This window comes from Acidovorax sp. SUPP2539 (genome assembly GCF_030158975.1).
Taxonomy (GTDB): domain Bacteria; phylum Pseudomonadota; class Gammaproteobacteria; order Burkholderiales; family Burkholderiaceae_C; genus Paracidovorax.
Genome location: NZ_BQXJ01000010.1, coordinates 108949 through 132821, shown reverse-complemented (window position 1 = coordinate 132821; position 23873 = coordinate 108949). Strand labels below are relative to the sequence as shown.

At 67.3% G+C, this 23873-nt stretch carries 20 protein-coding genes; 15 read left to right on the top strand and 5 right to left on the bottom strand.

The genetic code is table 11. The annotated features are described in order from the left end of the window. The 5 genes from AVTE2539_RS25305 to AVTE2539_RS25285 all read left to right on the top strand — a co-directional run. Positions 1–213 (top strand): hypothetical protein (locus AVTE2539_RS25305; protein WP_284414974.1); only part of this gene is annotated, 213 nt, incomplete at its 5' end. Between the two features lie 13 nt (positions 214–226). Beyond that, positions 227–1189 (top strand): IS5 family transposase, encoded by a 963-nt coding sequence (locus AVTE2539_RS25300; RefSeq protein ID WP_284414973.1) that lies wholly within the window; start codon positions 227–229, stop codon positions 1187–1189. Positions 1190–1632: 443 nt separating this feature from the next. Next, positions 1633–1866 carry an AbrB/MazE/SpoVT family DNA-binding domain-containing protein gene (locus AVTE2539_RS25295; RefSeq protein ID WP_284414972.1) on the top strand — a complete coding sequence of 78 codons (234 nt, stop codon included), beginning with the start codon at positions 1633–1635 and terminating at the stop codon, positions 1864–1866. Beyond that, positions 1853–2266: a PIN domain-containing protein gene (locus tag AVTE2539_RS25290; protein ID WP_284414971.1), complete on the top strand. Its 414-nt coding sequence runs from the start codon at positions 1853–1855 to the stop codon at positions 2264–2266. Before AVTE2539_RS25295 ends, AVTE2539_RS25290 begins: the two co-directional genes overlap by 14 nt. Before the next feature lie 20 nt (positions 2267–2286). After that, complete coding sequence (locus tag AVTE2539_RS25285) at positions 2287–2661, top strand: DUF3742 family protein (protein ID WP_284414970.1); 375 nt, start codon at positions 2287–2289, stop codon at positions 2659–2661. A gap of 4 nt (positions 2662–2665) precedes the next feature. On the opposite strand, the gene AVTE2539_RS25280 is transcribed toward AVTE2539_RS25285, so the two are convergent. Both AVTE2539_RS25280 and AVTE2539_RS25275 read right to left on the bottom strand, forming a co-directional pair. Then, positions 2666–4171 carry a conjugal transfer protein TraG N-terminal domain-containing protein gene (locus AVTE2539_RS25280; protein ID WP_284414968.1) on the bottom strand — a complete coding sequence of 502 codons (1506 nt, stop codon included), beginning with the start codon at positions 4169–4171 and terminating at the stop codon, positions 2666–2668. Positions 4172–4798: 627 nt separating this feature from the next. Next, positions 4799–5251 carry an Lrp/AsnC family transcriptional regulator gene (locus tag AVTE2539_RS25275; RefSeq protein WP_272569505.1) on the bottom strand — a complete coding sequence of 151 codons (453 nt, stop codon included), beginning with the start codon at positions 5249–5251 and terminating at the stop codon, positions 4799–4801. A 162-nt stretch (positions 5252–5413) separates the two neighbouring features. Here AVTE2539_RS25275 and AVTE2539_RS25270 point away from each other — a divergent pair, with 162 nt between their 5' ends. Together AVTE2539_RS25270 and xopAP are read left to right on the top strand one after the other, a co-directional pair. Continuing rightward, a complete protein-coding gene (locus AVTE2539_RS25270) occupies positions 5414–6535 on the top strand; it encodes a saccharopine dehydrogenase family protein (RefSeq protein ID WP_284414966.1) in 1122 nt (373 codons plus the stop codon). Between the two features lie 381 nt (positions 6536–6916). Next, entirely contained in the window at positions 6917–7945 is a 1029-nt protein-coding gene (gene xopAP, locus AVTE2539_RS25265; RefSeq protein WP_284414964.1) for a XopAP family type III secretion system effector, read from the top strand. On the opposite strand, the gene AVTE2539_RS25260 is transcribed toward xopAP, so the two are convergent. Together AVTE2539_RS25260 and AVTE2539_RS25255 are read right to left on the bottom strand one after the other, a co-directional pair. Continuing rightward, the gene (locus tag AVTE2539_RS25260) at positions 7942–10020 is read right to left on the bottom strand and encodes a sensor domain-containing diguanylate cyclase (RefSeq protein WP_284414961.1); all 2079 of its coding nucleotides are present in this window, start codon (positions 10018–10020) and stop codon (positions 7942–7944) included. The genes xopAP and AVTE2539_RS25260 overlap by 4 nt on opposite strands. Positions 10021–10181: 161 nt before the next feature. After that, positions 10182–10817 (bottom strand): GntR family transcriptional regulator, encoded by a 636-nt coding sequence (locus tag AVTE2539_RS25255; protein WP_284399734.1) that lies wholly within the window; start codon positions 10815–10817, stop codon positions 10182–10184. Between the two features lie 124 nt (positions 10818–10941). On the opposite strand from AVTE2539_RS25255, the gene scpA reads away from it, so the two are divergent. The 8 genes from scpA (at position 10942) to bioB (ending at position 21091) form a co-directional block, all read left to right on the top strand. After that, a complete protein-coding gene (gene scpA, locus AVTE2539_RS25250; RefSeq protein WP_284414959.1) occupies positions 10942–13107 on the top strand; it encodes a methylmalonyl-CoA mutase in 2166 nt (721 codons plus the stop codon). A gap of 61 nt (positions 13108–13168) precedes the next feature. After that, a complete protein-coding gene (locus tag AVTE2539_RS25245; RefSeq protein ID WP_349817218.1) occupies positions 13169–13633 on the top strand; it encodes a GNAT family N-acetyltransferase in 465 nt (154 codons plus the stop codon). Further along, positions 13630–14787, top strand: coding sequence for a methylmalonyl Co-A mutase-associated GTPase MeaB (gene meaB, locus AVTE2539_RS25240; RefSeq protein WP_502868983.1), 1158 nt, complete (start codon positions 13630–13632; stop codon positions 14785–14787). Before AVTE2539_RS25245 ends, meaB begins: the two co-directional genes overlap by 4 nt. A gap of 33 nt (positions 14788–14820) precedes the next feature. Next, complete coding sequence (locus AVTE2539_RS25235) at positions 14821–16353, top strand: acyl-CoA carboxylase subunit beta (RefSeq protein WP_284414955.1); 1533 nt, start codon at positions 14821–14823, stop codon at positions 16351–16353. Between the two features lie 14 nt (positions 16354–16367). Continuing rightward, entirely contained in the window at positions 16368–16907 is a 540-nt protein-coding gene (locus AVTE2539_RS25230) for an NYN domain-containing protein (protein ID WP_272569491.1), read from the top strand. Between the two features lie 76 nt (positions 16908–16983). Continuing rightward, a complete protein-coding gene (locus AVTE2539_RS25225; protein WP_284414953.1) occupies positions 16984–19032 on the top strand; it encodes an acetyl-CoA carboxylase biotin carboxylase subunit in 2049 nt (682 codons plus the stop codon). 170 nt (positions 19033–19202) lie between these two features. After that, on the top strand, positions 19203–19679 hold the full coding sequence (locus AVTE2539_RS25220) for a VOC family protein (RefSeq protein WP_284399723.1): 477 nt from the start codon (positions 19203–19205) through the stop codon (positions 19677–19679). A 353-nt stretch (positions 19680–20032) separates the two neighbouring features. Further along, the gene (gene bioB / locus AVTE2539_RS25215; RefSeq protein ID WP_284414951.1) at positions 20033–21091 is read left to right on the top strand and encodes a biotin synthase BioB; all 1059 of its coding nucleotides are present in this window, start codon (positions 20033–20035) and stop codon (positions 21089–21091) included. A gap of 30 nt (positions 21092–21121) precedes the next feature. On the opposite strand, the gene ligD is transcribed toward bioB, so the two are convergent. After that, positions 21122–23671, bottom strand: a complete 2550-nt coding sequence (ligD, locus tag AVTE2539_RS25210) for a DNA ligase D (RefSeq protein ID WP_284414949.1) — start codon at positions 23669–23671, stop codon at positions 21122–21124. Positions 23672–23873: the final 202 nt, after the last annotated feature.

Sequence of the window (23873 nt, the reverse complement as noted above, 5' to 3'; positions counted from 1 at the left end):
TCGCACGGCCTCCTGCTTGAACTCCTGCGTGTACTTCGCTCTCGTTTGCTTCTCGTTCAATTCATACTCCCGTCCCGGCATTCTCCGGGCTGGGGCTATGCACTCCAGAATTCGAGGGCAACCTCAGACCTCTCGATCTACGTCGAGACGATCATTAGGGAAGGTCTGCATAAACCGCCCCACGGCATGCTTGGCATCGACATGAAGCCCTGAGACGATACGTCGCATGAAACAGCACAGCCTGGGCCTGGGAATGACGGCGAAGCGAACGCGGCGGCGGGAATTCCTGGATGAGATGGAGAAGGTCGTGCCGTGGCCCGAACTGGTGGCTCTGGTGTCGCCGTACCTACCCGAAGGCAAGCGGGGGCGTCCTCCGTTCCCGTGCGAGACCATGCTGCGCATCCATTTCATGCAGCAGTGGTTCGCGTTGAGCGACCCGGCCATGGAAGAAGCGCTGCACGACATGCCGGTGTTCCGCGAGTTCGCAGGGCTCGAAGGCTGGGATGAAAGGCTGCCCGACGAGAGCACGATCCTGCGGTTCCGACACCTGCTGGAGAAACACAAGCTGGCGGCGCAAATCCTGCAGACCGTCAACGATCTGCTCAGCGCCAAGGGCGTGATGCTCAAGAGCGGCACGGTGGTGGACGCCACCTTGATCGCAGCGCCCAGCTCGACCAAGAACAGCAGCGGCGAGCGCGACCCGGAGATGAAGCAAAGCCGCAAGGGGCAGCAGTGGTACTTCGGTATGAAGTGCCATATCGGAGTGGACGCCGACTCGGGCCTGGTACACACCGTGCGCGGCACCAGCGGCGCGGTCAATGATGTGATCGAGGCCAACAGTCTGGTGCGCGCAAGCGACCATGATGTCTATGCCGATGCTGGCTACCAAGGCGCGGGCCAACGCCCCGATGCCAGGCGCGACGTGAACTGGCACATCGCCATGCGGCCGGGCAAACGTCGCCTGCTGGATCCGGCCAAACCGATCGAAGCCTTGACCCGGCAACTCGAGCGCGTGAAGGCGGGCATCCGCGCGCGGGTCGAACACCCGTTCCGCGTTCTCAAGCGCCAGTTCGGGCATGCCAAGGTGCGCTACCGAGGGCTGGTCAAGAACACGGCACAGCTGCACACGCTGTTTGCGTTGGCCAATCTCTGGCTGGTGCGCCGCAAATTGCTGGCTGCCTTGGCATGAGTGCGTCCGCAGTTCGCCAGACAGGCCAAGTCGGTGGCCAATCTACGCCGCATTCACCCGAACTGAAGCGAAACGGGCCCGGAGCGCCATACACATCAACAGCTTCAGCACATCTGTACATTTATGCGCGTGTTGTGCAGACCTTCCTTGGTTCTCGACGACAGGGACCGGTAACCTGCACCGGGGCCAGCGGCGGCTGTTATGTGGGCGTCGTCTTTCCAGTAGTAGCAGAACGCCATCGCCGCTGGCGCCGATGAAAAGGCGCACAGTGTGGCCGCCTTTTCGCCTTTCCGGGTAGGGCCTTTCCCCTTGGTGCCCCTTCCATTCCTTTTTACAGTTGCCGCGCACGCGCCCTTTGCTGCCGGCGTCAACGATGGGATTTGCGAGGCGTCATGAAGGGGGTGGGATATACGCCATCACATGTATATCATCTGGGTGTAGCCATGCAAGTCGCAAAGTGGGGCAATAGCCTGGCCGTTCGCCTGCCGGCGAACGTGGTCGAAGCGCTCGAACTGCGGGAGGGCGATGACATCGAAATCTTCGTCGGTGATGCGCGGTCGTTCGCCGTTAGCAAAAAGCCCGGAGCGGAGGCCATGCTGGAGCGGCTCCGCTCCTTCCGAGGTAAGCTGCCGGCGGACTTCAAGTTCAACCGGGACGACGCAAATGGCCGGGGGTAAGAGCAAGGTGTTCATGGACAGCAACGTCGTGCTCTACCTGCTGTCCGAGGATGCCGAGAAGGCGAAGAGCGCCGAGGAGGTGCTGCAGCGCCGCCCGGTTATCAGCGTTCAGGTGCTCAATGAGGTCACCCACGTCTGCGTGCGTAAGTTGAAGATGGGGTGGAGCGAGGTGGGCCAGTTCCTGGCGCTGGTGCGGGAGTTCTGCAGTATTGTTCCGCTCACGGTCGAGGTGCACGACCGCGCCCGTGAGTTGGCCGCACGGCACCAGCTGTCGTTCTACGACGCCTGCATCATGGCGGCGGCCGCAGCCGAAGGCTGCCAGACGCTCTACTCCGAGGACATGCACCATGGCCTCATCATCGAAGAGAGCCTGTCGATTCGTAACCCGTTCAACGTTTGAAGCAGCATGAGGGCAACACCATGCACACCTCTCAATCGAAAGTGCCGCTGAGCCGCAGGGCAGGACGCGCTGCTGCGCGTGCCTGGCGCTGGTTGCTGCGGCAGGACAGGGGGATCAACACCTGGCTGGTTGCGCGATGGGCCCCGCAGAGTGTCGCAAGGATCGTGGGTTGGTGTCTCCGGCTGGTAGTTGTGGCGACGTTGTTCTATGTGGCGGCCTGGATGGCTGCGTTGGTTCTGATGCTGGCGGCGGGCTGCTGGCTTGCTGCCAACGCGACCGATGCGCTGGATGAAGATGATGAGCCACCCCAGTGGCGCAATGGCCTCCTGGGATTTGGTTTCTACGACAAAAATGGTGTTCGGATCGATCCCTACGATCCGACCGATCCGAACTAGCGGGCTACTTCAACGCCTTCAACGCTATTCCACCGCCTTTGCCGCCAGCCGACTTGGCGTCGCCCACGCCGCCAGCAAGCCCTTGAGCGAAAGCTCCTGCGCGCACGCCGATCCAAGCCAGCGCGCTGACCCAGAATGTTGGGAGCACGAGGAACATGCTCGCCATCACGAAGTTCAGCAGCATGTCTCCGAACGCATTGTTCAGCCCGAGCAGTGGGTCAAGGTTGCTGTGCGGACCGCTCCATCCATAAAGTGCATCGAGGATCGTGCTGTCGATCCAGCGGGCCAACTGGAACCAGAAGTCCACGAAGAAGAGGGCGAACTGCACACAGCTCATGGTCACCACGGTCTTGAGGTCGTAGGTGCCAAACAGCAGGACGAGCGGCACGCAGATCACCATCGCCATCTTAAGGAACGACAACACCATCGGTAGGGCTTGGCGTACCACGTCCATGGCCGGGAAGACGCCCACCGAGCCGGCGGCGAGGCCCACGTCCGCCGCTCCCCGCGTGACGATGTTGGGTAGCGTCATATCGACCTGGCCGCCGTAGTCGGCGTAGGCCTGGCCCTGGTTCATCGTCTGCTGGCGCGGCGCCGCGATGGCCCGGATGACGGCGTCGTCCGCCTGCTGGCGCGACACGAAATTCGCCCAGCGCCCGACCCGAGCAAGGAGGCCGGAGTCCACCTGGGCCAGTAGCCGGCTACGCAGACCGCGGTCGCCGTCGCTCCACCATTGCCTGCAGGTAGGGTAGCCGCCCCCATTCGCGACCTGTGCCAGCCCCGCGTCGCGCGTGGCGTCGTAGGGCCAGGATGTGCGGGGTGTCTGCGAGTGGTAGCTGTCGTAGTACCCGCCTGTTCCAAGAAAGTAGGCAGATCCGATCCACGTCACGTCGTCCATCTGGGCGTCCGAGAGCTCCGGGCGGCCCATAAAGAGCTTCGCTCTCGCGGGGCCGTAGCAATCGCGCGTGAAGTCGGCCACTTCCTGTGCCAGCACGGGATCGTTGATGCGCGTACCGTCGATCTCCATCCGCATCTGCCGTAGATCCGTTCCGCAGGGGATGGCAGCGACGGCGGCCCCGGTCACCGCCTTGGAAATCGCGTGCATGAAGAACCACCACACCGGCACGCGCGCACTCTGGTTGTTGAGGGTGGTGAACGCGTTCGACCAGCGCGTGTCCTGGGGGACGGCCACATCGACCTTGCATTGCTTGGAGCGGCTGGCATCGAACTGGATCGTCGAGAGATCCACGTCAATGAAGGGGATGCCGGCGAAGAGGATGACCACCACGGCCACCCACACGCGGTTCTCGATCCGGGCGGCCGACAGCACGCCCTTGTTGCCTTCGTCGGCGCCTTCGCCCCGGGCGCGGAGCCACTCCTGGACAACGATCGCGACGAAGGGCAGGGCGAACGCTCCGCTCGCGACGAGGATGTTCCAGATGCCGTTCTGGACGATCCAACCAACGAGGGTGAGGTAGTACTCCAGGTAGTCGGTCGTGTAGAGCGTCATGCGAGCCTCGGCGTCGTTCAAACCGTTTGGCGAATGATGCTTTGACCGAAGCCCGCAAACTCTAGGAAATGGGCGTTGGCGTGCAACCGCGTTATGCGGTCAGTCCTTCCTGAGTTCCTGTTGTCGAGGCAAGCACCGGGACGGGACACGGGCAAGCTGGGCTACCCCCTGCGAACATCCGAAGCATTTGCCGCCGCTGCCCCTATCGCTGAGGGTGCGTTGGCCTGCACGTCGGCGTCGCCGAACCGTCACCGCGCGACAAAGGTGGTTGAGCCACCCAACGTTAAGTCACGAGGTCCTGGCCGAACTACGCGGAGCAGTCCACTTCAGTGCTGCGATGGTGCTACACAAAAAATACGCACCACCGTAAGTCATTGAATTACATAGAAATCATGGGCGTGTCGATCCCATCCATCATGGGCGCTACGGACAGGCGCCAGGGACTGTGGGGTGCGTTGGGCATGGGCACGGGCAAAAAAGCGGCAGGCGGAGGGGAGACAGGGCAGGGGGAAGGGCAGGGCGCATTATCCCATCGGGCCCGGGAAGACGGATTCGAAGGGAAATGCGCCCATGCCGGCGGATTGATTGCCTGTGTTGCTATGTAATCAGGAGCAAGCGGCAGCGCCTTCAGTCGCCGGCGCCCCGCCGGTCGATCTTGCGGCTGAGCACGATGCTGGTCTGCGTCTGGTGCACGCCCTCCAACTGGCCGATGCGGTCGAGCAGCGCATCGAGCTGTTCATGGCTGGTGCAGCGCAGGAACACGAGGTAGTCGAACGCGCCGCTCACGGCCGAGACCTCTTCCACCTCCGGCAGCGCACCGAGCATGCGCAGCACCGCCGGCGAGGCCTTGGGCAGCACGCTCAGGCTGCACCAGGCGCGCACGGCCTGCGCCTGCAGCGGCGCGCCCAGCCGCACGCCGTAGCCGGCCACGATGCCTTCGCGCTCCAACCGGGCGATGCGCGCGACGACGGTGGTGCGCGCCAGGCCCAGGCGGCGGGCGAGCAGCGCGGTGCTTTCGCGCGCGTTGGCCTGCAGCAGGCTGAGCAGGCGGCGATCGGTGTCGTCCATTTCGGTGGCCATGGCGGGTCCTTTGGAGCAGGGAGTGCGAATGCGTCAGGCATTTTCGCCGGTTCGGCGAATATTTTGGGCAAATGTGACGTTTTGCACGCTACACATCGACAGCATCGGCACCTAGCATGGCTGCATTCATCCCTTCATCACAACCCCCTTGAGGAGACCGCCATGCTTTCCACCCCATCGACCCATCGCATCGCCATACTGGGCGCGGGCCACATCGGTTTTGCCATGGCCGTGCTGCTGCAGGAGGTGGGCGAATACCGGATCACCGTGGCCGACCGGGACCCCGAGGCGCTGGCCCGGGTGGCGGCGCTGGGCGTCGGCACCGTGCTGCTGCAGGACGACGGCGCCCTGGAGGCGGCTATCGCCGGGCAGTTCGCCGTATTGAACGCGTTGCCGTTTCACCGCGCCGTGCCGGTGGCCACGCTGTGCGCCCGCCACGGGGTGCACTACTTCGACCTGACCGAAGACGTGCGCAGCACCCAGGCGATCCGCGCCCTGGCGCAGGACGCCCGCAGCATGCTGATGCCGCAGTGCGGACTGGCACCGGGCTTCATCGGCGTGGTGGGCAACGATCTGGCGCAGCGCTTCGACACGCTGCACGACCTGCGCATGCGCGTGGGCGCGTTGCCGCGCTACCCGCTGGGCGCGCTGCGCTACAACCTGACGTGGAGCACCGAAGGCCTCATCAACGAATACTGCAACCCCTGCGAAGCCATCGTGGACGGCCAGCCCACCACCGTGGCGGCGCTGGACGGGCTGGAGACGTTCGCGCTCGACGGGGTGGAATACGAGGCTTTCAACACTTCGGGCGGGCTGGGCACCCTGCCCGAAACCTGGGCCGGCAGGGCCCGCCGCATGGATTACCAGTCGATCCGCTATCCGGGGCACTGCGCCATCCTGAAGCTGCTGCTGAACGACCTGCGCCTGCGCGACCGGCGCGATTTGCTCAAGGACATTTTCGAGGCCGCCATTCCAGCCACCGAGCAGGACGTGATCGTGGTCTTCGCCAGTGCATCGGGCCTGCGCGGCGGGCGGCTGGTGCAGGACGCGTACTCGGCACGCATCGTCGGCGCCACGGTGGGCGGGCATGCGCTGAATGCCATTCAGCTGACCACGGCGGCCAGCATCTGCGCAGCGCTGGATCTGGTGGTGCAGGGGCGGCTGCCGCAGTCGGGGTTCATCCGGCAGGAGCAGATCGCGCTGGGGGATTTCCTGGGCAATCGCTTCGGCCGGGCCTATCGCGATCACGCGCTGGCGCAGGCGGAAGGGGTGGCTGCCGCCTGAACCGGGGCGAAGATGGAGCGGAGACGGGGAGGGCTGCGCGGTTCGCGGGGCGGCATCTCGGTTCGCCCACGGTCGCGCCGGACCGCGGCGTGCGCAGTGCAATACCGGCCTCGGTTTTCACCCCCATTCCATGCGCCGGTGCCAGGGTCTGCGCCCATCCCTGGCCCGCGTGCATCACCCGCGCACCTCTGATTGATGACCACGGCATTTTTCCGACAGCCCCTTCCAGCGACGGCGCCGCCGCATTCCGCGGGCGCGCCCAGCCGGCCAGGCCATCCGGCCGGTGTCCCGGTGCGCGTCCCGATGCGGCACAGCACGGCAGGGCCGTTGCACGGGTTGGCCGTTCAACGGCCGCCGCGCCTCTCTCCGGGCTCCGAGCCGATGCGAGCCCGTCCTGGGCCCCCGGTGGCCCTCGACATGGCCTCGGTCGACATCGCCGATGCCCTTTGGGCGGTCGATCTGCCGCAGGCCGGCGGTGCCCGTGGCCTGCCGTCCAGGACCACGCAGGCCCTGCAGCGGGCGGTGCTGGAGGGCATGCGGGATTTCGCGGGGCAGGCGTACACCGTGGATTTCGCCGAGATCACCGGCCGGGGCGGCATGCGTTTCGCGGCCGACCAGTCCAGCGCGGCCACCAAATGCTGGGACCACCTGGAGCACCCGCAGGTCCTTGCCGTCGTGCTGGGGTTTGCCGGCACGCGCATGGAGGACCCCGACGATCTGCTGTGCGACCTCAAGTCGCAGATTCCGCGGGCCCATGCCAACCCGCTGGCCGCAGGCCTGCCCGATCTGGGACGGGTGGGCAGCGGCTGGCAGGAACGGTGGCAGGCCGAGGCGATGGCGCCGCGCGCCAACGGGCTGGATTTGGGCGGCCTGCTGATGCGCTATGCCGGGATGGCGCGTGACAGCGGCAAGACGCTGTCGGTCTCGGTGGTGGGCCACAGCCTGGGCGCGGCGGTGGCCACCCTGGCCAGCTTCGACATCGCGCATTTCCTGGACGCCAACGGCGCGCGCGGCAAGGTCAGCACCTATGCCTTCAACCCGCCGCGCCTGGGGATGGAGGCCGTCGCGCAGCGCTACATCGCCCCGAAGACTGCAGGGGGCATGGCCTTCGCGCTGCGCCAGTTCACCCGGTCGCTGGACCCGATCCAGTCCATGCCGATGCTCATGCACCACCCGGGCTGGGCGGCGTCGCCACGGCCGGGGACCTATTCCGCGGCAGGCAATCCCCAGGTCGTCACCTACCAGGACCGCTGGGCGGACCGGATCAACCTGTCCGCCAACCACGAGCTGCCCCAGTGGCAACCCGTGATCGCATCGGCCATGCATCCGTCGGACCTGGAGCACCTCTTCGGCGCCGTGGCGCAACAGGTGCCGGCGCCGCCACCGCGGCCCGAGGCGCTCGGCACCTAGCGGCCGGGCCCATGCAGCGGCGCCTGCACCATGGGTTCGGCGCCCGCGAACCGGCGGCAGTGGTTCTTGCCGTTCTGCTTGGCCTCGTACATGGCGTGATCGGCCTGGCGCAGCAGCAGGTCGGGGGTGTCGCCATCCAGCGGGTAGATGCTCAGCCCGATGCTGGCCGAGACGAATCCCTGACCGCGCGGCAGCGGCACGGGCTGGTGCACGGCCTGCAGCACCCGCTCCAGCAGGGGCGCGCAGTCGTCGGGGGATTGCAGCCCGCCGATCAGCAGCACCATCTCGTCGCCGCCCAGGCGCGCCAGCGTGTCCTCGGCGCGAAGATGCGACTGGATGCGGCGGCCCACCTCGACGAGCAACTGGTCGCCTGCGGCATGGCCGTGCTGGTCGTTCACGCGCTTGAAGCCGTCGAGGTCGAGGTAGCACACGGCCAGCAGTTCGCGGTGCCGTTGCGCATGGGCGATCGCCAGCACCAGCCGGTCGGCGAGCAGGCGGCGGTTGGGCAGGCCGGTGAGGCTGTCGTACAGCGCGATGTGCTCCAGCTCCTGCTCGTGCGCCTTGATCTGGGTGATGTCGCTGATGACCACGATGTAGTGGTGCGGGTAGCCTTCGTCGCCCAGCACCGCCGCGATGGACACGCGCTGCGGCACGGCACCCTGCGGACTGCGCCCGAGCAGTTCCCCCTGCCAGTAGCCCTGGGCCTGCACCGCATGCCACACGCCGGGAAAGTCGAGATGCGGGGCGGCGGCGTAGAGCGTCTGCACGTGGCGCCCGAGGACTTCGGTGCGGGACTCGCCCATCATCCGCTCGAATGCGGGATTGGCATCCACGATGAGGCGTTCGGCGTCCAGGATGAGCACCGCCTCGTAGCTGTGCGCGAACACGCTGGCGGCGATGCCCAGCCGCATCTCGGCCTCCTTCACGCCGCGCAGGTCGGTGACGAATCCCACGAACATCGGTCCCCCGGGCGCATCGGCGCGGCCGATGGCCAGCCGCAGCGGGAAGGTGCTGCCGTCGCGGTGCAACCCCAGCACCTCGCGGCCCGTGCCGATGATGCGCGCCTCGCCGGTCTCCAGGTAGCGGCGCAGGTAGCCGTCGTGGGCGGCGCTGTCCGGCTGCGGCATGAGCATGCGGATGTTGCGGCCCAGCACGTCGGCGGGCGGCCAGCCGAAGATGCGCTCGGCCGAGCGGTTGTAGCTCTGCATCGTGCCTTCATGGTCGATGGTGATGATGCCGTCCACCGCCGTGTCCACCAGGGCGCGCAGGCGCGATTCGCTGCGTCGCACCTTGCGGTACATGTCGCGGTAGCGGATCAGTCCGTTGGACACACCCGCGAAGATCCCCACCCCGGCCGTCACCAGCGCCACCGTCACCGCGAGCGCCTGTGTCCAGGCGTGGCTGTCCTGCAGTTCCGGATCGGCCTGCCCGACGAAGCGGGCGGCCGCCATGGCGGTGTAGTGCATGCCCGAGATCGCCATGCCCATGATGCTGCCCGACAGCAGGGTGGCCTGCCAGTTGGACATGCCGCTGCGCTGGTGCACCGTGAAACGCACCCACAGCGCCAGCACGGCCAGGACGACCGCCACCACGATCGATGCGGCGAACCAGGCCGGGTCGTAGCGCAGGTCCGGTGCCATGCGCAGGGCTTCCATGCCGGCGTAGTGCATGGCGCCGATGCCCGCGCCCACGAGCAGTCCGCCCATGGCCAACTGCCGCCCGGTGACTTGCTGACGGACCAGCACGTTCAGCGCCACCCAGGAGGCGGCCAGGCCCGGCAGCATCGACAGGAGGGTGATGCCCACGTCGTAGCGCACCGCCACGCACAGGGTGAAGGCCAGCATGCCGATGAAGTGCATGGCCCAGATGCCCGCCCCCAGCGCGACGGCGGAGGTGGCCAGGGCCATCGTGCGGTGCACCGGTTCGTGGGTCAGCCGGGCTTGCCCCGCCAGGTGAAGGGCAAGGGTCGACGTGGCCACGGCCACCGCCACTGACAGCAGCACCAGCCACGGATCGTGCTGCGCCACCAGCAGGTCGGCAGGGGACTCTCCCAGCAAGAAAAACCGCTCCAGCATGCAAGCTCCTCCCGTGTGTCATCGGCCGTGGCCGTGAGGGATGGCTACCGCACGCGCGCGGTGCCACCGTTTATGGACAACGGGTGCATCATGAAGGCGATATCCCCGCGGGGCAAGCGCCGGGTTTCTCAGGGGGGGCGGCCCACGGGCCGCGGCACGGCTCAGGCGGCGGCCTGCAGTCCGTTGGCGAAGTGCTCGCGCATGGCGCAGGCGGCGGCCTGCGCGTCGTGCGCCTGCAGCGCGGCCAGCACCCGGCCGTGCTCGCGCAGCGATTCATCGATGCGGCCCTGCTTGAGCAGCGAGTTGTGACGGTTGAGCTTCATCACCTTGCGAAGGTCGGCCACCATCTGGTTGCGCCAGCGGTTGTCGGCCAGTTCCAGCACCCGCATGTGAAAGCGCTCGTTCACCGCGAAGAAGCGCTCGCGGTCGTCCACGCTGGCGGCCAGTTCGCGGTGCAGTCCTTCCAGCTCGCGAAGTTGCTCGGCCGTGGCGCTGGCGGCGACCACGCCGGCCGCATCGCTTTCCAGCAGCGCGAGCAGGTGGTACACGTCGCGCAGGTCCTTGTCGGACACCTCGGTCACGTAGGCGCCGCGGCGCACCTTCATCGTGACCAGCCCTTCGGCCGCGAGCACCTTGAGGGCCTCGCGCAGGGGCGTGCGGCTGATGCCGAACTCCTCGGCGATGCGCAGTTCGTCGATCCAGCTGCCGGGCTGCAGTTCGCGCCGGAAGATGCGCTGGCGCAGTTGCTCCGCCACCTCTTCGTAGAGGGCGCGGGGGGTGAGGGTGGCGGCTGACATGGCGGGAATGTACCGCAGAAAAACTATAAATTAATAATTACAGATTGGGTTAGACTCGCTTCACTGTGCCAAATCGTTGCAGCGCCACCGCGCTTTTCTCGCCACCCGTGAAGCCTTCCCAGATATGAGCAGCAACACCCCATTCCCCTCTTTCGCCCCCGCAGACCTCGCCGCGTGGACCCGGGCGGCCGCCAAGTCGGCCCCCGGTGGCGATGTCGCGGCGCTGAACTGGGTGACGCCCGACGGCATCACGGTCAAGCCGCTCTATACGGCCGAGGACACGGCGAACCTGCCTTACGCCAACACGCTGCCAGGCTTCGAGCCCTACCTGCGCGGCCCGCAGGCCACGATGTACGCGGTGCGGCCCTGGACGATCCGCCAGTACGCGGGCTTTTCCACGGCCGAGGAGTCCAACGCCTTCTATCGCAAGGCGCTGGCCGCCGGCGGGCAGGGGGTGAGCGTGGCGTTCGACCTGGCCACGCACCGCGGCTACGACAGCGACCATCCGCGGGTCACGGGCGACGTGGGCAAGGCCGGCGTGGCGATCGATTCGGTGGAGGACATGAAGATCCTCTTCGACCAAATTCCGCTGGACAAGGTGAGCGTCTCCATGACGATGAACGGCGCCGTGCTGCCCGTGCTGGCCGGCTACGTGGTGGCCGCGGAAGAGCAGGGCGTGCGGCAGGACCAGCTGTCGGGAACCATTCAGAACGACATTCTGAAAGAGTTCATGGTGCGCAACACCTACATCTACCCGCCCAAGCCCTCGATGCGCATCATCGGCGACATCATCGGCTACACGGCGCGGAACATGCCGAAGTTCAATTCCATCTCCATCAGTGGCTACCACATGCAGGAGGCGGGCGCCAATCAGGCGCTGGAGCTGGCCTTCACCCTGGCCGACGGCAAGGAGTACGTGAAGACGGCCATCGCCTCGGGGCTGGACGTGGACGAGTTCGCCGGGCGCCTGTCGTTCTTCTGGGCGATCGGCATGAACTTCTACCTGGAGGTGGCCAAGATGCGCGCCGCGCGCCTGCTGTGGTGCCGCATCATGAAGGCCACCGGCGCCAAGAACCCCAAGAGCCTGATGCTGCGCACCCACTGCCAGACCAGCGGCTGGAGCCTGACCGAGCAGGACCCCTACAACAACGTGGTGCGCACCACCATCGAGGCCATGGCCGCGGTGTTCGGCGGCACGCAGAGCCTGCATACCAACGCGCTGGACGAAGCCATCGCGCTGCCCACCGAGTTCTCGGCCCGCATCGCCCGCAACACGCAGCTCATCATCCAGGAAGAGACCCACATCACCAACGTGATCGATCCCTGGGCCGGCAGCTACATGATGGAAAAGCTCACGCAGGACATGGCCGATGCTGCGTGGACCATCATCGAAGAGGTCGAAGCCATGGGCGGCATGACCCAGGCGGTGGACAGCGGCTGGGCCAAGCTCAAGATCGAGGCCGCGGCCGCCGAGAAGCAGGCCCGCATCGACTCGGGCAAGGACGTGATCGTGGGCGTCAACAAGTACAAGCTGCACAAGGAAGACCCGGTCGACATCCTGCAGATCGACAACGTGAAGGTGCGCGACGGGCAGATCGCGCGCCTGAAAGCCATCCGCGAAAAGCGCGACGCCGCGCAGGTGCAGCAGGCGCTGGACGCGCTCACGGCCGCGGCGGAAAGCGGCGAAGGCAACCTGCTCGACTTGGCCATCCAGGCGATGCGCCTGCGCGCCACGGTGGGCGAGGTGTCCGACGCGCTGGAGAAGGTCTATGGCCGCCACCGCGCCGACACGCAGAAGGTGACGGGCGTGTATGCCGCCGCCTACGACTCGGCCGAAGGCTGGGAGCAGCTCAAGGCCGAGATCAACGAGTTTGCCGAGGCCGAAGGCCGCCGCCCGCGCGTGATGATCGCCAAGCTCGGCCAGGACGGGCACGACCGCGGCGCCAAGGTGGTGGCCACGGCCTTCGCCGACCTGGGGTTCGACGTGGACATGGGCCCGCTCTTCCAGACCCCCGAGGAATGCGCCCGCCAGGCCATCGAGAACGACGTGCACGCCGTGGGGGTCTCCACCCTGGCGGCGGGGCACAAGACGCTGGTGCCGGCCATCATCCAGTCGCTCAAGGACCAGGGCGCGGACGACATCATCGTCTTCGTGGGCGGCGTGATCCCGGTGCAGGACTACGACTTCCTCTACGAGGCGGGCGTCAAGGGCGTGTACGGCCCCGGCACGCCGATCCCGGCCAGCGCCAAGGACGTGCTGGAGCAGATCCGCAAGGCCTTCGCGGCATGACGACGGCGACCGTCGGCCGGGCGCCCGCGCGCATGGCATGGCGCCGCGTGGAGGTGCCGCATTGACCGCCCCCGCGTTCACCTGGCATCCGGTGGCCGAGGCGGACTTCGAGCCCATGCTGGCGCTGCGCACCGCGGCCATGCGCGAGAGCCTGGAGCGCGTGGGCCGCTACACCCCCGAGCGCTCGCGCGAGCGGCTGCGCGCGGCTTTCACCCCCGAGCACATGCAGCACCTGGTCGCACCCGACGGGCGGCGCATGGGCTTCGTCACCGTGCTGCCCGAGGGCGGCCGGGCGCTGCGGCTGCAGCACCTGTACCTGCACCCGGACTGGCAGGGCGCCGGCGTGGGCGCCGCCGTGCTGGCCCAGGTGCAGGACCGGGCGCGCCGCGAAGGCGCCGTGCTGCGCGTGACCGCGCTGCAGCGCAGCGATGCCAACCGCTTCTACCAGCGCCACGGCTTCGTGCAGACCGGCGAGGAAGACGTGGACGTGCACTACGAGTGGCGGCCCGAAGAGGGGGCCGAATGAGCGCGCCCCTGCCTTCGACCGCTTCTTCTACGGGGGCTTCGCCCCATCGGCCACCTTCGGCCGGCGGCTGGCTGGACGGCATCCTCCACGGCGCCCAGGCCGTGCAGCGCCGGGCCATGTCCAAGGCGATCACGCTGCTGGAGTCGACCCGCGCCGACCACCGCGCGCAGGGCGACGAGCTGCTCACCGCCTTGCTGCCGCACACCGGCCAGTCGTTTCGCCTGGGGATCAGCGGCGTGCCCGGCGTGGGCAAATCCACCTTCATCGAAGTGCTGGGCCTGCACCTCATCGGCCTGGGCCACCGCGTGGCGGTGCTCACCATCGACCCGTCGTCCACCGTGTCGGGCGGCTCCATCCTCGGCGACAAGACCCGCATGGAACACCTGTCCATGCACGAGAAGGCCTACATCCGTCCCAGCCCGTCCAGCGGCACCCTGGGCGGCGTGGCCGAGAAGACGCGCGAGGCCATGCTGGTGTGCGAGGCCGCCGGCTACGACATCGTCATGGTGGAGACCGTGGGCGTGGGCCAGAGCGAGATCGCCGTGGCCGGCATGACCGACATGTTCGTGCTGCTGCAGCTGCCCAACGCCGGCGACGATCTGCAGGCCATCAAGAAGGGCGTGATGGAGATCGCCGACCTGGTCGTCATCAACAAGGCCGACATCGACCCGCACGCCGCCACCCGGGCCGAGGCGCAGATCACCTCCAGCCTGCGGCTGCTCAGCCAGCACGGCAACCCCGAGCGCTCGCTGGGCCACCCCCGCCACGTGCCGGCAGCGGGCCACGGCGCGGTGCCGGCCGAAAGCGAGCCGGCTCCGGCCCCGGCCGATGCCGCCCCCTGGCAGCCCAAGGTGCTGCAGATCAGCGCGCTGCAGGGCCAGGGCCTGCAGGCCTTCTGGGCCGCCGTCAGCCAGTTCCGCCAACTGCAGACCGCCAGCGGCCGGCTCGCCCGCCGCCGCGAAAGGCAGGCCCTGGCCTGGATGTGGGAGCGCATCGAGGCAGGCCTGCGGCACGCTTTCCGCCAGCACCCCGAGGTGCGGGCGCTGCTGCCCACGCTGCAGGCGGACGTGGCGGCCGGGCGCATCGCCGCGTCCACTGCCGCCCGGAATCTGCTCGCAGCACAAGAAAATTCCCGGCACACCGCTATTAAATAAATAGCAAAAGAATCACCACCGAAAGAGCGACCCATGCAAGACATCCTCGAACAACTGGAGCAAAAGCGCCAACTCGCCCGCCAGGGCGGCGGTCAAAAGCGCATCGACGCGCAGCACAAGAAGGGCAAGCTCACCGCGCACGAGCGCATCGAGCTGCTGCTGGACGACGGCACGTTCGAGGAATGGGACATGTTCGTGGAGCACCGCTGCACCGACTTCGGCATGGAAGGCCAGAAGATTCCCGGCGACGGCGTGGTGACCGGCTACGGCATGATCAACGGCCGCCTCGTCTTCGTCTTCAGCCAGGACTTCACCGTGTTCGGCGGCGCGCTGTCGGAAACGCATGCCGAGAAGATCTGCAAGGTGATGGACCAGGCCATGAAGGTGGGCGCGCCGGTGATCGGGCTCAACGATTCGGGCGGCGCGCGCATCCAGGAGGGCGTGGCCTCGCTCGGCGGCTATGCCGACGTGTTCCAGAAAAACGTGCTGGCCAGCGGCGTCATCCCGCAGATCAGCATGATCATGGGCCCTTGCGCCGGCGGCGCCGTGTACTCGCCCGCCATGACCGACTTCATCTTCATGGTCAAGGACAGCAGCTACATGTTCGTGACCGGCCCCGAGGTGGTCAAGACGGTCACCCACGAGGAAGTCACGGCCGAGGAGCTGGGCGGCGCCGGCACCCATACCACCCGCAGCGGCGTGGCCGACATGGCGTTCGAGAACGACGTCGAGGCGCTGATGATGCTGCGCCGCCTGTACAACTACCTGCCGCTCAACAACCGCGAAAAGCCGCCCGTGCGACCGAGCAACGACCCGGCCGACCGCATGGACCGCAGCCTCGACACCCTGGTGCCCGAGAACCCGAACAAGCCCTACGACATGAAGGAGCTGATCACCAAGGTGGTGGACGACGGCGACTTCTTCGAGCTGCAGCCCGACTACGCCAGGAACATCGTCATCGGCCTGGCGCGCATGGAGGGTCAGACCGTGGGCATCGTCGCCAACCAGCCGCTGGTGCTGGCCGGCTGCCTGGACATCAAGAGCAGCATCAAGGCCGCGCGCTTCGTGCGGTTCTGTGACGCGTTCAACATCCCCGTGGTCACCTTCGTGGACGTGCCCGGCTTCATGCCCGGCACGTCGCAGGAGTACGGCGGCATCATCAAGCACGGCGCCAAGCTGCTGTACGCGTATGCCGAGTGCACCGTGCCGAAGATCACCGTCATCACCCGCAAGGCCTACGGCGGCGCCTACGACGTGATGAGCTCCAAGCACCTGCGCGGCGACGTCAATCTGGCGTGGCCCAACGCCGAGATCGCGGTGATGGGCGCCAAGGGCGCGGTGGAGATCATCTTCCGCGAGGACAAGAACGACCCCGCCAAGCTCGCCGCCCGCGAGGCCGAGTACAAGCAGCGCTTTGCCAACCCCTTCGTGGCCAGCGCCCGCGGCTTCATCGACGACGTGATCCTGCCGCACGAGACGCGCAAGCGCATCTGCCGCAGCCTGGTGATGCTGCAGGGCAAGAAGCTGGAGAACCCCTGGCGCAAGCACGGGAACATTCCGCTGTGAGCGATGCACGCCCCATGAAAACCGTCTGGATCGTCGACGGCGCCTACCTCTTCAACTACGGCAAGGGCCGGCCCTTCGACTACCTGAAGCTCAAGAACGAGATCACGCGCCTGAACGGCGGGCCGATCCACGAGAGCTACTACCTGAACTCGGCGAGCGATCCATCCACCGATGCCCAGAACGCGTTCCACTCCTGGATCAAGACCGCGCCCCCCATCGGGCCGAAGTTCCGGGTGCAGCTCTACAAGCTCAAGCGCATGCACGCCAACTGCCCCAACTGCAGCCACCAGTTCGACCGGTCGGTGCAAAAGGGCGTGGACGTGGGCATCGCCACGCTGATCATCAAGCTGGCGGCCCAGAACGTGTACGACCGGCTGATCCTCTCCGCCGGCGATGGGGACTTCGAAGACGCCATCTCCTACGTGAAGTCCGAGCTGCACAAGGAGGTGTGGGTCTCGGGCTCCACCTCCAACCTCTCGCCCGACCTGCAGTCGTACTCGGACAACGTGCTCTGGATGGAAGACATGAGCCCGGCCATCGACCGGCACGCATGAACCCCGTGCCCGCGAGACAGACAGACAAAAAACACGCAAGACACCGCCCGTTAGAACACCTCCACTCCCCAACACCATGTTCACCAAAATCCTGATCGCCAACCGGGGCGAAATCGCGTGCCGGGTCATCGCCACCGCCAAGAAGATGGGCATCGCCACCGTGGCGGTGTATTCCGATGCGGACAAGGAGGCGCGCCACGTCAAGCTGGCCGACGAGGCCGTGCACATCGGGGCGGCGCCCAGCCGCGAGAGCTACCTGCAGGCCGACCGCATCATCGCCGCCTGCAAGCAGACCGGGGCGCAGGCCGTGCACCCGGGCTACGGCTTCCTGTCGGAAAACGAAGCCTTCGCCAAGCGCGTGGAGGAGGAGGGCATTGTCTTCATCGGCCCCAAGCACCATTCCATCGCCGCCATGGGCGACAAGATCGCCTCCAAGAAACTGGCGAACGAGGCGCAGGTCAGCACCATTCCGGGCTGGAACGACGCCATCGAATCGGCCGAGCGCGCGGTGGAGATCGCCCGCGACATCGGCTACCCCGTGATGATCAAGGCGTCCGCCGGCGGTGGCGGCAAGGGCCTGCGCGTGGCCTACAACGACAAGGAGGCGCTGGAGGGCTTCACCTCGTGCCGCAACGAGGCGCGCAACAGCTTCGGCGACGACCGCATCTTCATCGAGAAGTTCGTGCAGGAGCCGCGCCACATCGAGATCCAGGTGCTGGGCGACAGCCAGGGAAACGTGATCTACCTGAACGAGCGCGAATGCTCCATCCAGCGCCGCCACCAGAAGGTGATCGAGGAGGCGCCGTCCCCCTTCATCTCCGACGCGACGCGCAAGGCCATGGGCGAGCAGGCCGTGGCCCTGGCCAAGGCGGTGAACTACCAGAGCGCCGGCACGGTGGAGTTCGTGGTCGGCAAGGACCAGGACTTCTACTTTCTGGAGATGAACACGCGCCTGCAGGTGGAGCACCCGGTGACGGAATGCATCACCGGCCTGGACCTGGTCGAGCTGATGATCCGCGTGGCCGCCGGCGAGCCGCTGCCGCTCACCCAGGCCGACGTCCGGCGCGATGGCTGGGCCATCGAGTGCCGCATCAACGCCGAAGACCCGTTCCGCAACTTTCTGCCCTCCACCGGCCGCCTGGTGCGCTTTCAGCCGCCGGAGGAGTCGATGTTCCAGGCCGACACCACCAAAAAGCTGGGCGTGCGGGTGGACACGGGCGTGTACGAGGGCGGCGAGATCCCCATGTACTACGACTCGATGATCGCCAAGCTCATCGTGCATGGCCAGGACCGGGAAGACGCCATCCACAAGATGCGCGCCGCGCTCAACGGCTTCGTGATCCGCGGCGTGGGCAGCAACATCCCGTTCCAGGCCGCGCTGCTGGCCCATCCGCGTTTCGTGGCAGGCGACTTCAACACCGGCTTCATCGCCGAGAACTACAGTCAGGGCTTTGCCTCGCAGGACGTGCCGCACGACGATCCGCTGTTCCTGGTGGCGCTGGCGGCGTACATGAACCGCCGCTACCGCGCGCGTGCCTCGGGCATCAGCGGGCAACTGGCCGGCCACAACGTGAAGGTGGGCGAGCAGTTCGTGGTGGTGGTGATGGGGCACGAAGGCCGCAACGAGCACCACGCGGTGTCGGTGACGGACTTCCAGGGCAGCTCGGGCTCCAGCGCCGTGTCGGTGGGCGGCAAGAGCTACCAGATCGGCAGCGCGGCCACGCTGGGCCAGATCCGCGTGCAGGGCCAGTGCAACGGCGCGGGCTTCACGGCGCAGGTCGAGCGCGGCACGCCGCGCAGCCCGCTGGCGCTGCGCATCTCGCACAACGGCACGCAGATCGATGCGATGGTGCTGTCCCCCCTGGGCGCTCGCCTGCACCAGCTCATGCCGTACAAGGCGCCGCCGGACCTGAGCAAGTTCCTGCTGTCGCCCATGCCCGGGCTGCTGGTCGACGTGGCGGTGCAGCCCGGCCAGGCGGTGCAGGCCGGCGAAAAGCTCGCGGTGATCGAGGCCATGAAGATGGAGAACATCCTGTTCGCCACCCAGGACGGCATCGTGGGCAAGGTGGTGGCTGGCAAGGGCGAGTCGCTGGCGGTGGACCAGGTGATCCTGGAGTTCCAGTGATGCCCGTGCTCGGTGTAGCGGGCGGGGCGGGCAGGGCCCGAACCGGCCGGCACCGCGTGGCGCATGCCTGTGGGTGGCACGCTGTGGATCAGGCCCATTTTGGCCTGCGGCGCATATTCCACTAGGGCATATTGCTATAAAAATCATAGTAAACCGTTTTTGGAGCCTGCATGGCAAATCCCATCACCGCACGTCCTTTCAAGGTCCTCGGCATCCAGCAAGTCGCCATCGGCGGCACCGACAAGGAGCGCATGAAGGCGCTGTGGGTGGACATGCTGGGCCTCGAACAGACCGGCACCTTCCGCAGCGAGCGCGAGAACGTCGACGAAGACATCCTGGCCATGGGCCGGGGCGCGCATGCGGTGGAGGTGGACCTGATGCAGCCGCTGGACGTGGACAAGAAGCCGGCCGTGCACACCACGCCGCTCAACCACATCGGCCTGTGGATCGACGACCTGCCGCGCGCGGTGGAATGGCTCACGGCCCAGGGGGTGCGCTTCGCGCCCGGTGGCATCCGCCAGGGTGCGGCGGGGCACGACATCACCTTTCTGCACCCCAAATCCAGCGCGGAGTTTCCGATCGCGGGCGAGGGTGTGCTCATCGAGCTGGTGCAGGCCCCCAAAGACGTGATCGCGGCGCTGGGCTGACGAATCGGCAGGCATTGCTTGCCGCCCTCCAGCGGCACTGGCGCCAACTGCACGCAACTCCGGGCATGGCTGCACAGTCAGGCGAGGTGTTTTCGGAAAGATGGCCATGGTTTCGCGACAGAAGGCGACACGGATTTTTCGGCTGTGAGATCGTGCGGGCAATGTCGCGCAACCTCGGTTAAAAAGCCCGATCACTGGCCGGCCGTTGACCGCAGATAACGGCACTTCATCCCGCTCGGGTTTGTGAGGCCTGGATCTGGATTTGCGCCGCTGGCTCCGCCAGAATCTGCGCCTGCCACGACCGGCCAGATGCCGGACTGCCGAAAAACCAGACGAGAAAGGGCCCACCCACCATGCCAACCACCGCTGTCCCACCCACCCCCGCCGCGGCGCAAGCCGTGCAACTGCACCGCCGCCCGCCAGTCGCGCAGGTGCCCGCCGGGCCCTGGTCCGTCGAGGCCATCCAGGCGCTGCTGGACAAGCCGTTCATGGACCTGATGTTCCAGGCCCAGAGCGTGCACCGCGAGCACTGGCCTGCCGGCGACATCGAACTGGCCACGCTGCTGTCGGTAAAGACCGGTGGCTGCCCCGAGAACTGCGGCTATTGCCCGCAGTCGGCCGAGTTCGACACCGGCGTGAAAGCCGAGAAGCTGATGAGCGTGCAGGAAGTCACGGCTGCGGCCCAGGCCGCCAAGGATGCCGGCGCCACCCGCTTTTGCATGGGCGCCGCCTGGCGCGCGCCCAAGGACCGGGACATCGAAAAAGTGAGCGAGTTGATCGGCGCCGTCAAAGGGCTGGGCATGCAGACCTGCGCCACGCTGGGCATGCTCGAATCGCACCAGGCGCAGGCGCTGAAAGACGCCGGACTCGACTACTACAACCACAACCTGGACACCGCGCCCGAGTACTACACCGACGTGGTCAGCACCCGCGCCTACCAGGACCGGCTCGACACCCTGCAGCACGTGCGCGGCGCCGGCATCAGCGTGTGCTGCGGCGGCATCGTGGGCATGGGAGAGGCGCCCGTGCACCGCGCCGGCCTGCTCGCCCAGCTCGCCAATCTGAACCCCTACCCCGAATCGGTGCCCATCAACAGTCTGGTGCGCGTGCCCGGCACCCCGCTGGCCGACAGCGATCCGGTGGACCCGCTGGACTTCGTGCGGGTGATCGCCGTGGCGCGCATCACCATGCCCAAGGCCCGCGTGCGCCTGTCGGCCGGCCGTCAGCAGATGGGCGATGCCGTGCAGGCGCTGTGCTTCATGGCGGGCGCCAATTCGATCTTCTACGGCGACAAGCTGCTGGTCACCGGCAACCCCGAGGGCGAGGCCGATGTGAAGCTGCTGGCCAAGCTTGGACTGAAGGGCCACCGCACCACCCGCACCGAAACGGACGAACTACCACTGCAGGCCTGACCGGCCCTGCCGCCGCCGCGCGGCCGCCGCTCATGCCTTCGGCGTGAACTGCAGCAGGCGCATGGCGCCCGCGATCGACACCGACGCGCCGGCATAGCCCTCCCAGGGGGTGTTGCCGGTGCGCAGCCGCTCGTCCACATTGCGCACGGTCCACTCTGCGCTGCCCGTCAGGGTTTCCAGCTCCTTCCAGGCCAGCGGCACCGAGATGCCCAGGTTCGGCCGCGAGCGCGCCGACCAGGCGCAGACCGTGGTGGCGCTCAATCCGTTGCGCAGGTAGTCCACGAACACCTTGCCCACGCGGTTGCGGGGCCCGCTCTTGGCCACGAACAGGGCCGGAATGGTGCGGGCCATGTGCTGCACGATGGCCTGCGAAAACGCCTTGACCGTATCCCAGTCGTGCCGCCGCTGGATGGGCACCACCACGTGCAGGCCCTTGCCGCCGCTGGTCTTGAGGAACGACGGCAGGCCGAGTTCGGTGAGCATCACGCGCATCAGGGTGGCCGCCTCCTGCATGCGTTCCCAGGCCAGGCCCTCGCCGGGGTCGAGGTCGAACGTCATGCGGTCAGGCCGGTCGATGCGGTCCTTGCGGGCATTCCAGGTGTGGAACTCCACCGTGTTCATCTGCGCAGCGGCCAGCAGGCCCTCCGGCCCCACCACCTCCAGCAGCGGCGGATGGCCGGGGTAGAGCGAGGCCTTGAGCGGCTGCACGCCCTGCAGGCTGCCTTGCTCCTGGTGGCGCTGAAAGAACAGCTCGCCACCGACACCGGCCGGAGCCCGCACCAGCGAGACCGGGCGCTGGTGCAGGTGCTCCATCATCAGCGGCGCCACCAGCGCGTAATAGCGCACGAGATCGATCTTGGTGGTGCCCGATTCCGGGTCGATGACGCGGTCGGCATGGGTCACGCGCAGGGGGGCCGCTCGCGCGGGCGAGGGCTTGGCGTGGGTGGCGGACTTGGCCAGCGCCTTGGCGGGAAGAGGGCGCTCGTGCACGATGTCCTTGGCGGGCTTGTCGTCTCGCAGGCCGCGGAACACGGCGTGGCGGATGCGTTCGCTGTGCGTCCAGCTGGCGAAGGCCACCTCCGCCAGCAACAGCGGCCGCACCCAATGCACCTTGGCCGCGCCCCGGGCCGCGTTGGCGAACGGGCTCTTGGAGGTTGTCAGCGCCCCCAGGCGCTCGCGCAACTGCGCCAAGCTGCGCTCGTTGAACCCGGTGCCGACATTGCCCACGTAGCGCAGGCTCCCGTCTTCGTCCTGCACGCCCAGCAGCAGCGCGCCGATGCCGGTGCGCGTGCCCCTGGGCTCGGTGTAGCCGCCGATCACGAACTCCTGGCGCTGGCCGCATTTGAGCTTGATCCAGTCCGCCGAGCGTTGCGAGACATACGGCGCGCTCCTGCGCTTGCCGATCACCCCTTCGAAGCCGAGCCGGCAGGCCGAGGCGATGAGCTGGCCCGGGGCCGCATCGAAGGCCTCGCTGAAGCGCACCGTCTGGCCCTCGCCCCCGGGAAGGATGGCGCGCAGGGCCTCGCGGCGGTCGGTGACGGGCAGCGCGCGCAGGTCCGCCCCGTTCACGAAGGGCAGGTCGAACGCATAGAACACCAGCCCTGCCGCGGTGCCGTTCTCGAACGCGTTCTGCAGCGCCTGGAAGTCCGGCATGCCCTGGCGGTCCATCACCACGATCTCACCATCGATCCAGCCGCTGTCGATGGGAAGCGCCTTCAGGGCCGTCACGAGGTCAGGCATCTTGTGAGCCCAGTCGTTGCCATTGCGGGTGAACAGCCGCACCTTGCCACGGTCGATGCGCGCGAGCAGCCGGTAGCCGTCGAACTTGAGTTCGAACAGCCAGTCGGCCAGATCGGGCGGCGGACCCTGGACCAGCGTGGCGAGCTGGGGTTTGAGCTCGGCTGGCAACGGGGCCTTGACCGCTTGGGCGGCTTTGGCGCCTCGGGCGGCCTTCGTTGCCCGCGCCTTGCCGGGCCGAGGCGCCTGGCCTGGCACGCCTGGCAGATCGGGCAGGGCGCTCACGCTGTCGGGCATGTCTTGCACCACGTCGAACTCGGCCGCCGGGCGCTCCAGTCCGTCGTGCTCCTTGATTAGCAGCCATGCGGGCTGCCGCTCCTGCTTGGCCCCCCGGGAGTGCATTCGCACCAGCGTCCACCGCCCCTGCAGCTTGTGGCCGTGGATCTCGAACTTGAGCTTGCCGGCCCGGTAGCCCTTCACCGGATCTTCCAGCGGCACCCAGTAGCCCTTGTCCCAGATGATGACCTTGCCCGCCCCGTACTGCCGCGCCGGGATCTGCCCTTCGAACTGGTTGTAGGCGATCGGGTGGTCCTCCACCTGCACCGCCATGCGCTTGTCGGCCGGATCGAAGCTCGGGCCCTTGGGCACGGCCCAGCTTTTCATGGTGCCCTCCAGCTCCAGGCGCAGGTCGTAGTGCAGCCGGGTGGCCCAGTGCTTGTGGATCACGTAACGCAGCGCCTCGGCGGGCGCCTCCGCCCCTCCGCGCGGCTCGGGGGTGATCGAGAAGTCGCGCTTTTGTTCATACAGCGCGAGGGCGTCGGGGGTGGTGGGGGTGCGGGTCATTGGGTCGGGTCAGGCACACCCTGTCGCCTGGCGGCCGGCGTGGCGGCGTTGCCGGATGCGCGGGTGGAGGGGTTTCGCCACGGTCGGTGGTTGCTGGTGCCTGGGTGGATGGCAAGGTAGCAGGGGCGCGCCAGGCGGGGGTGTAGGAAACAGGCGCAATGCCGAATGGGCCCTTGCATCGGCCCCCCCCATGTCCCCTTGC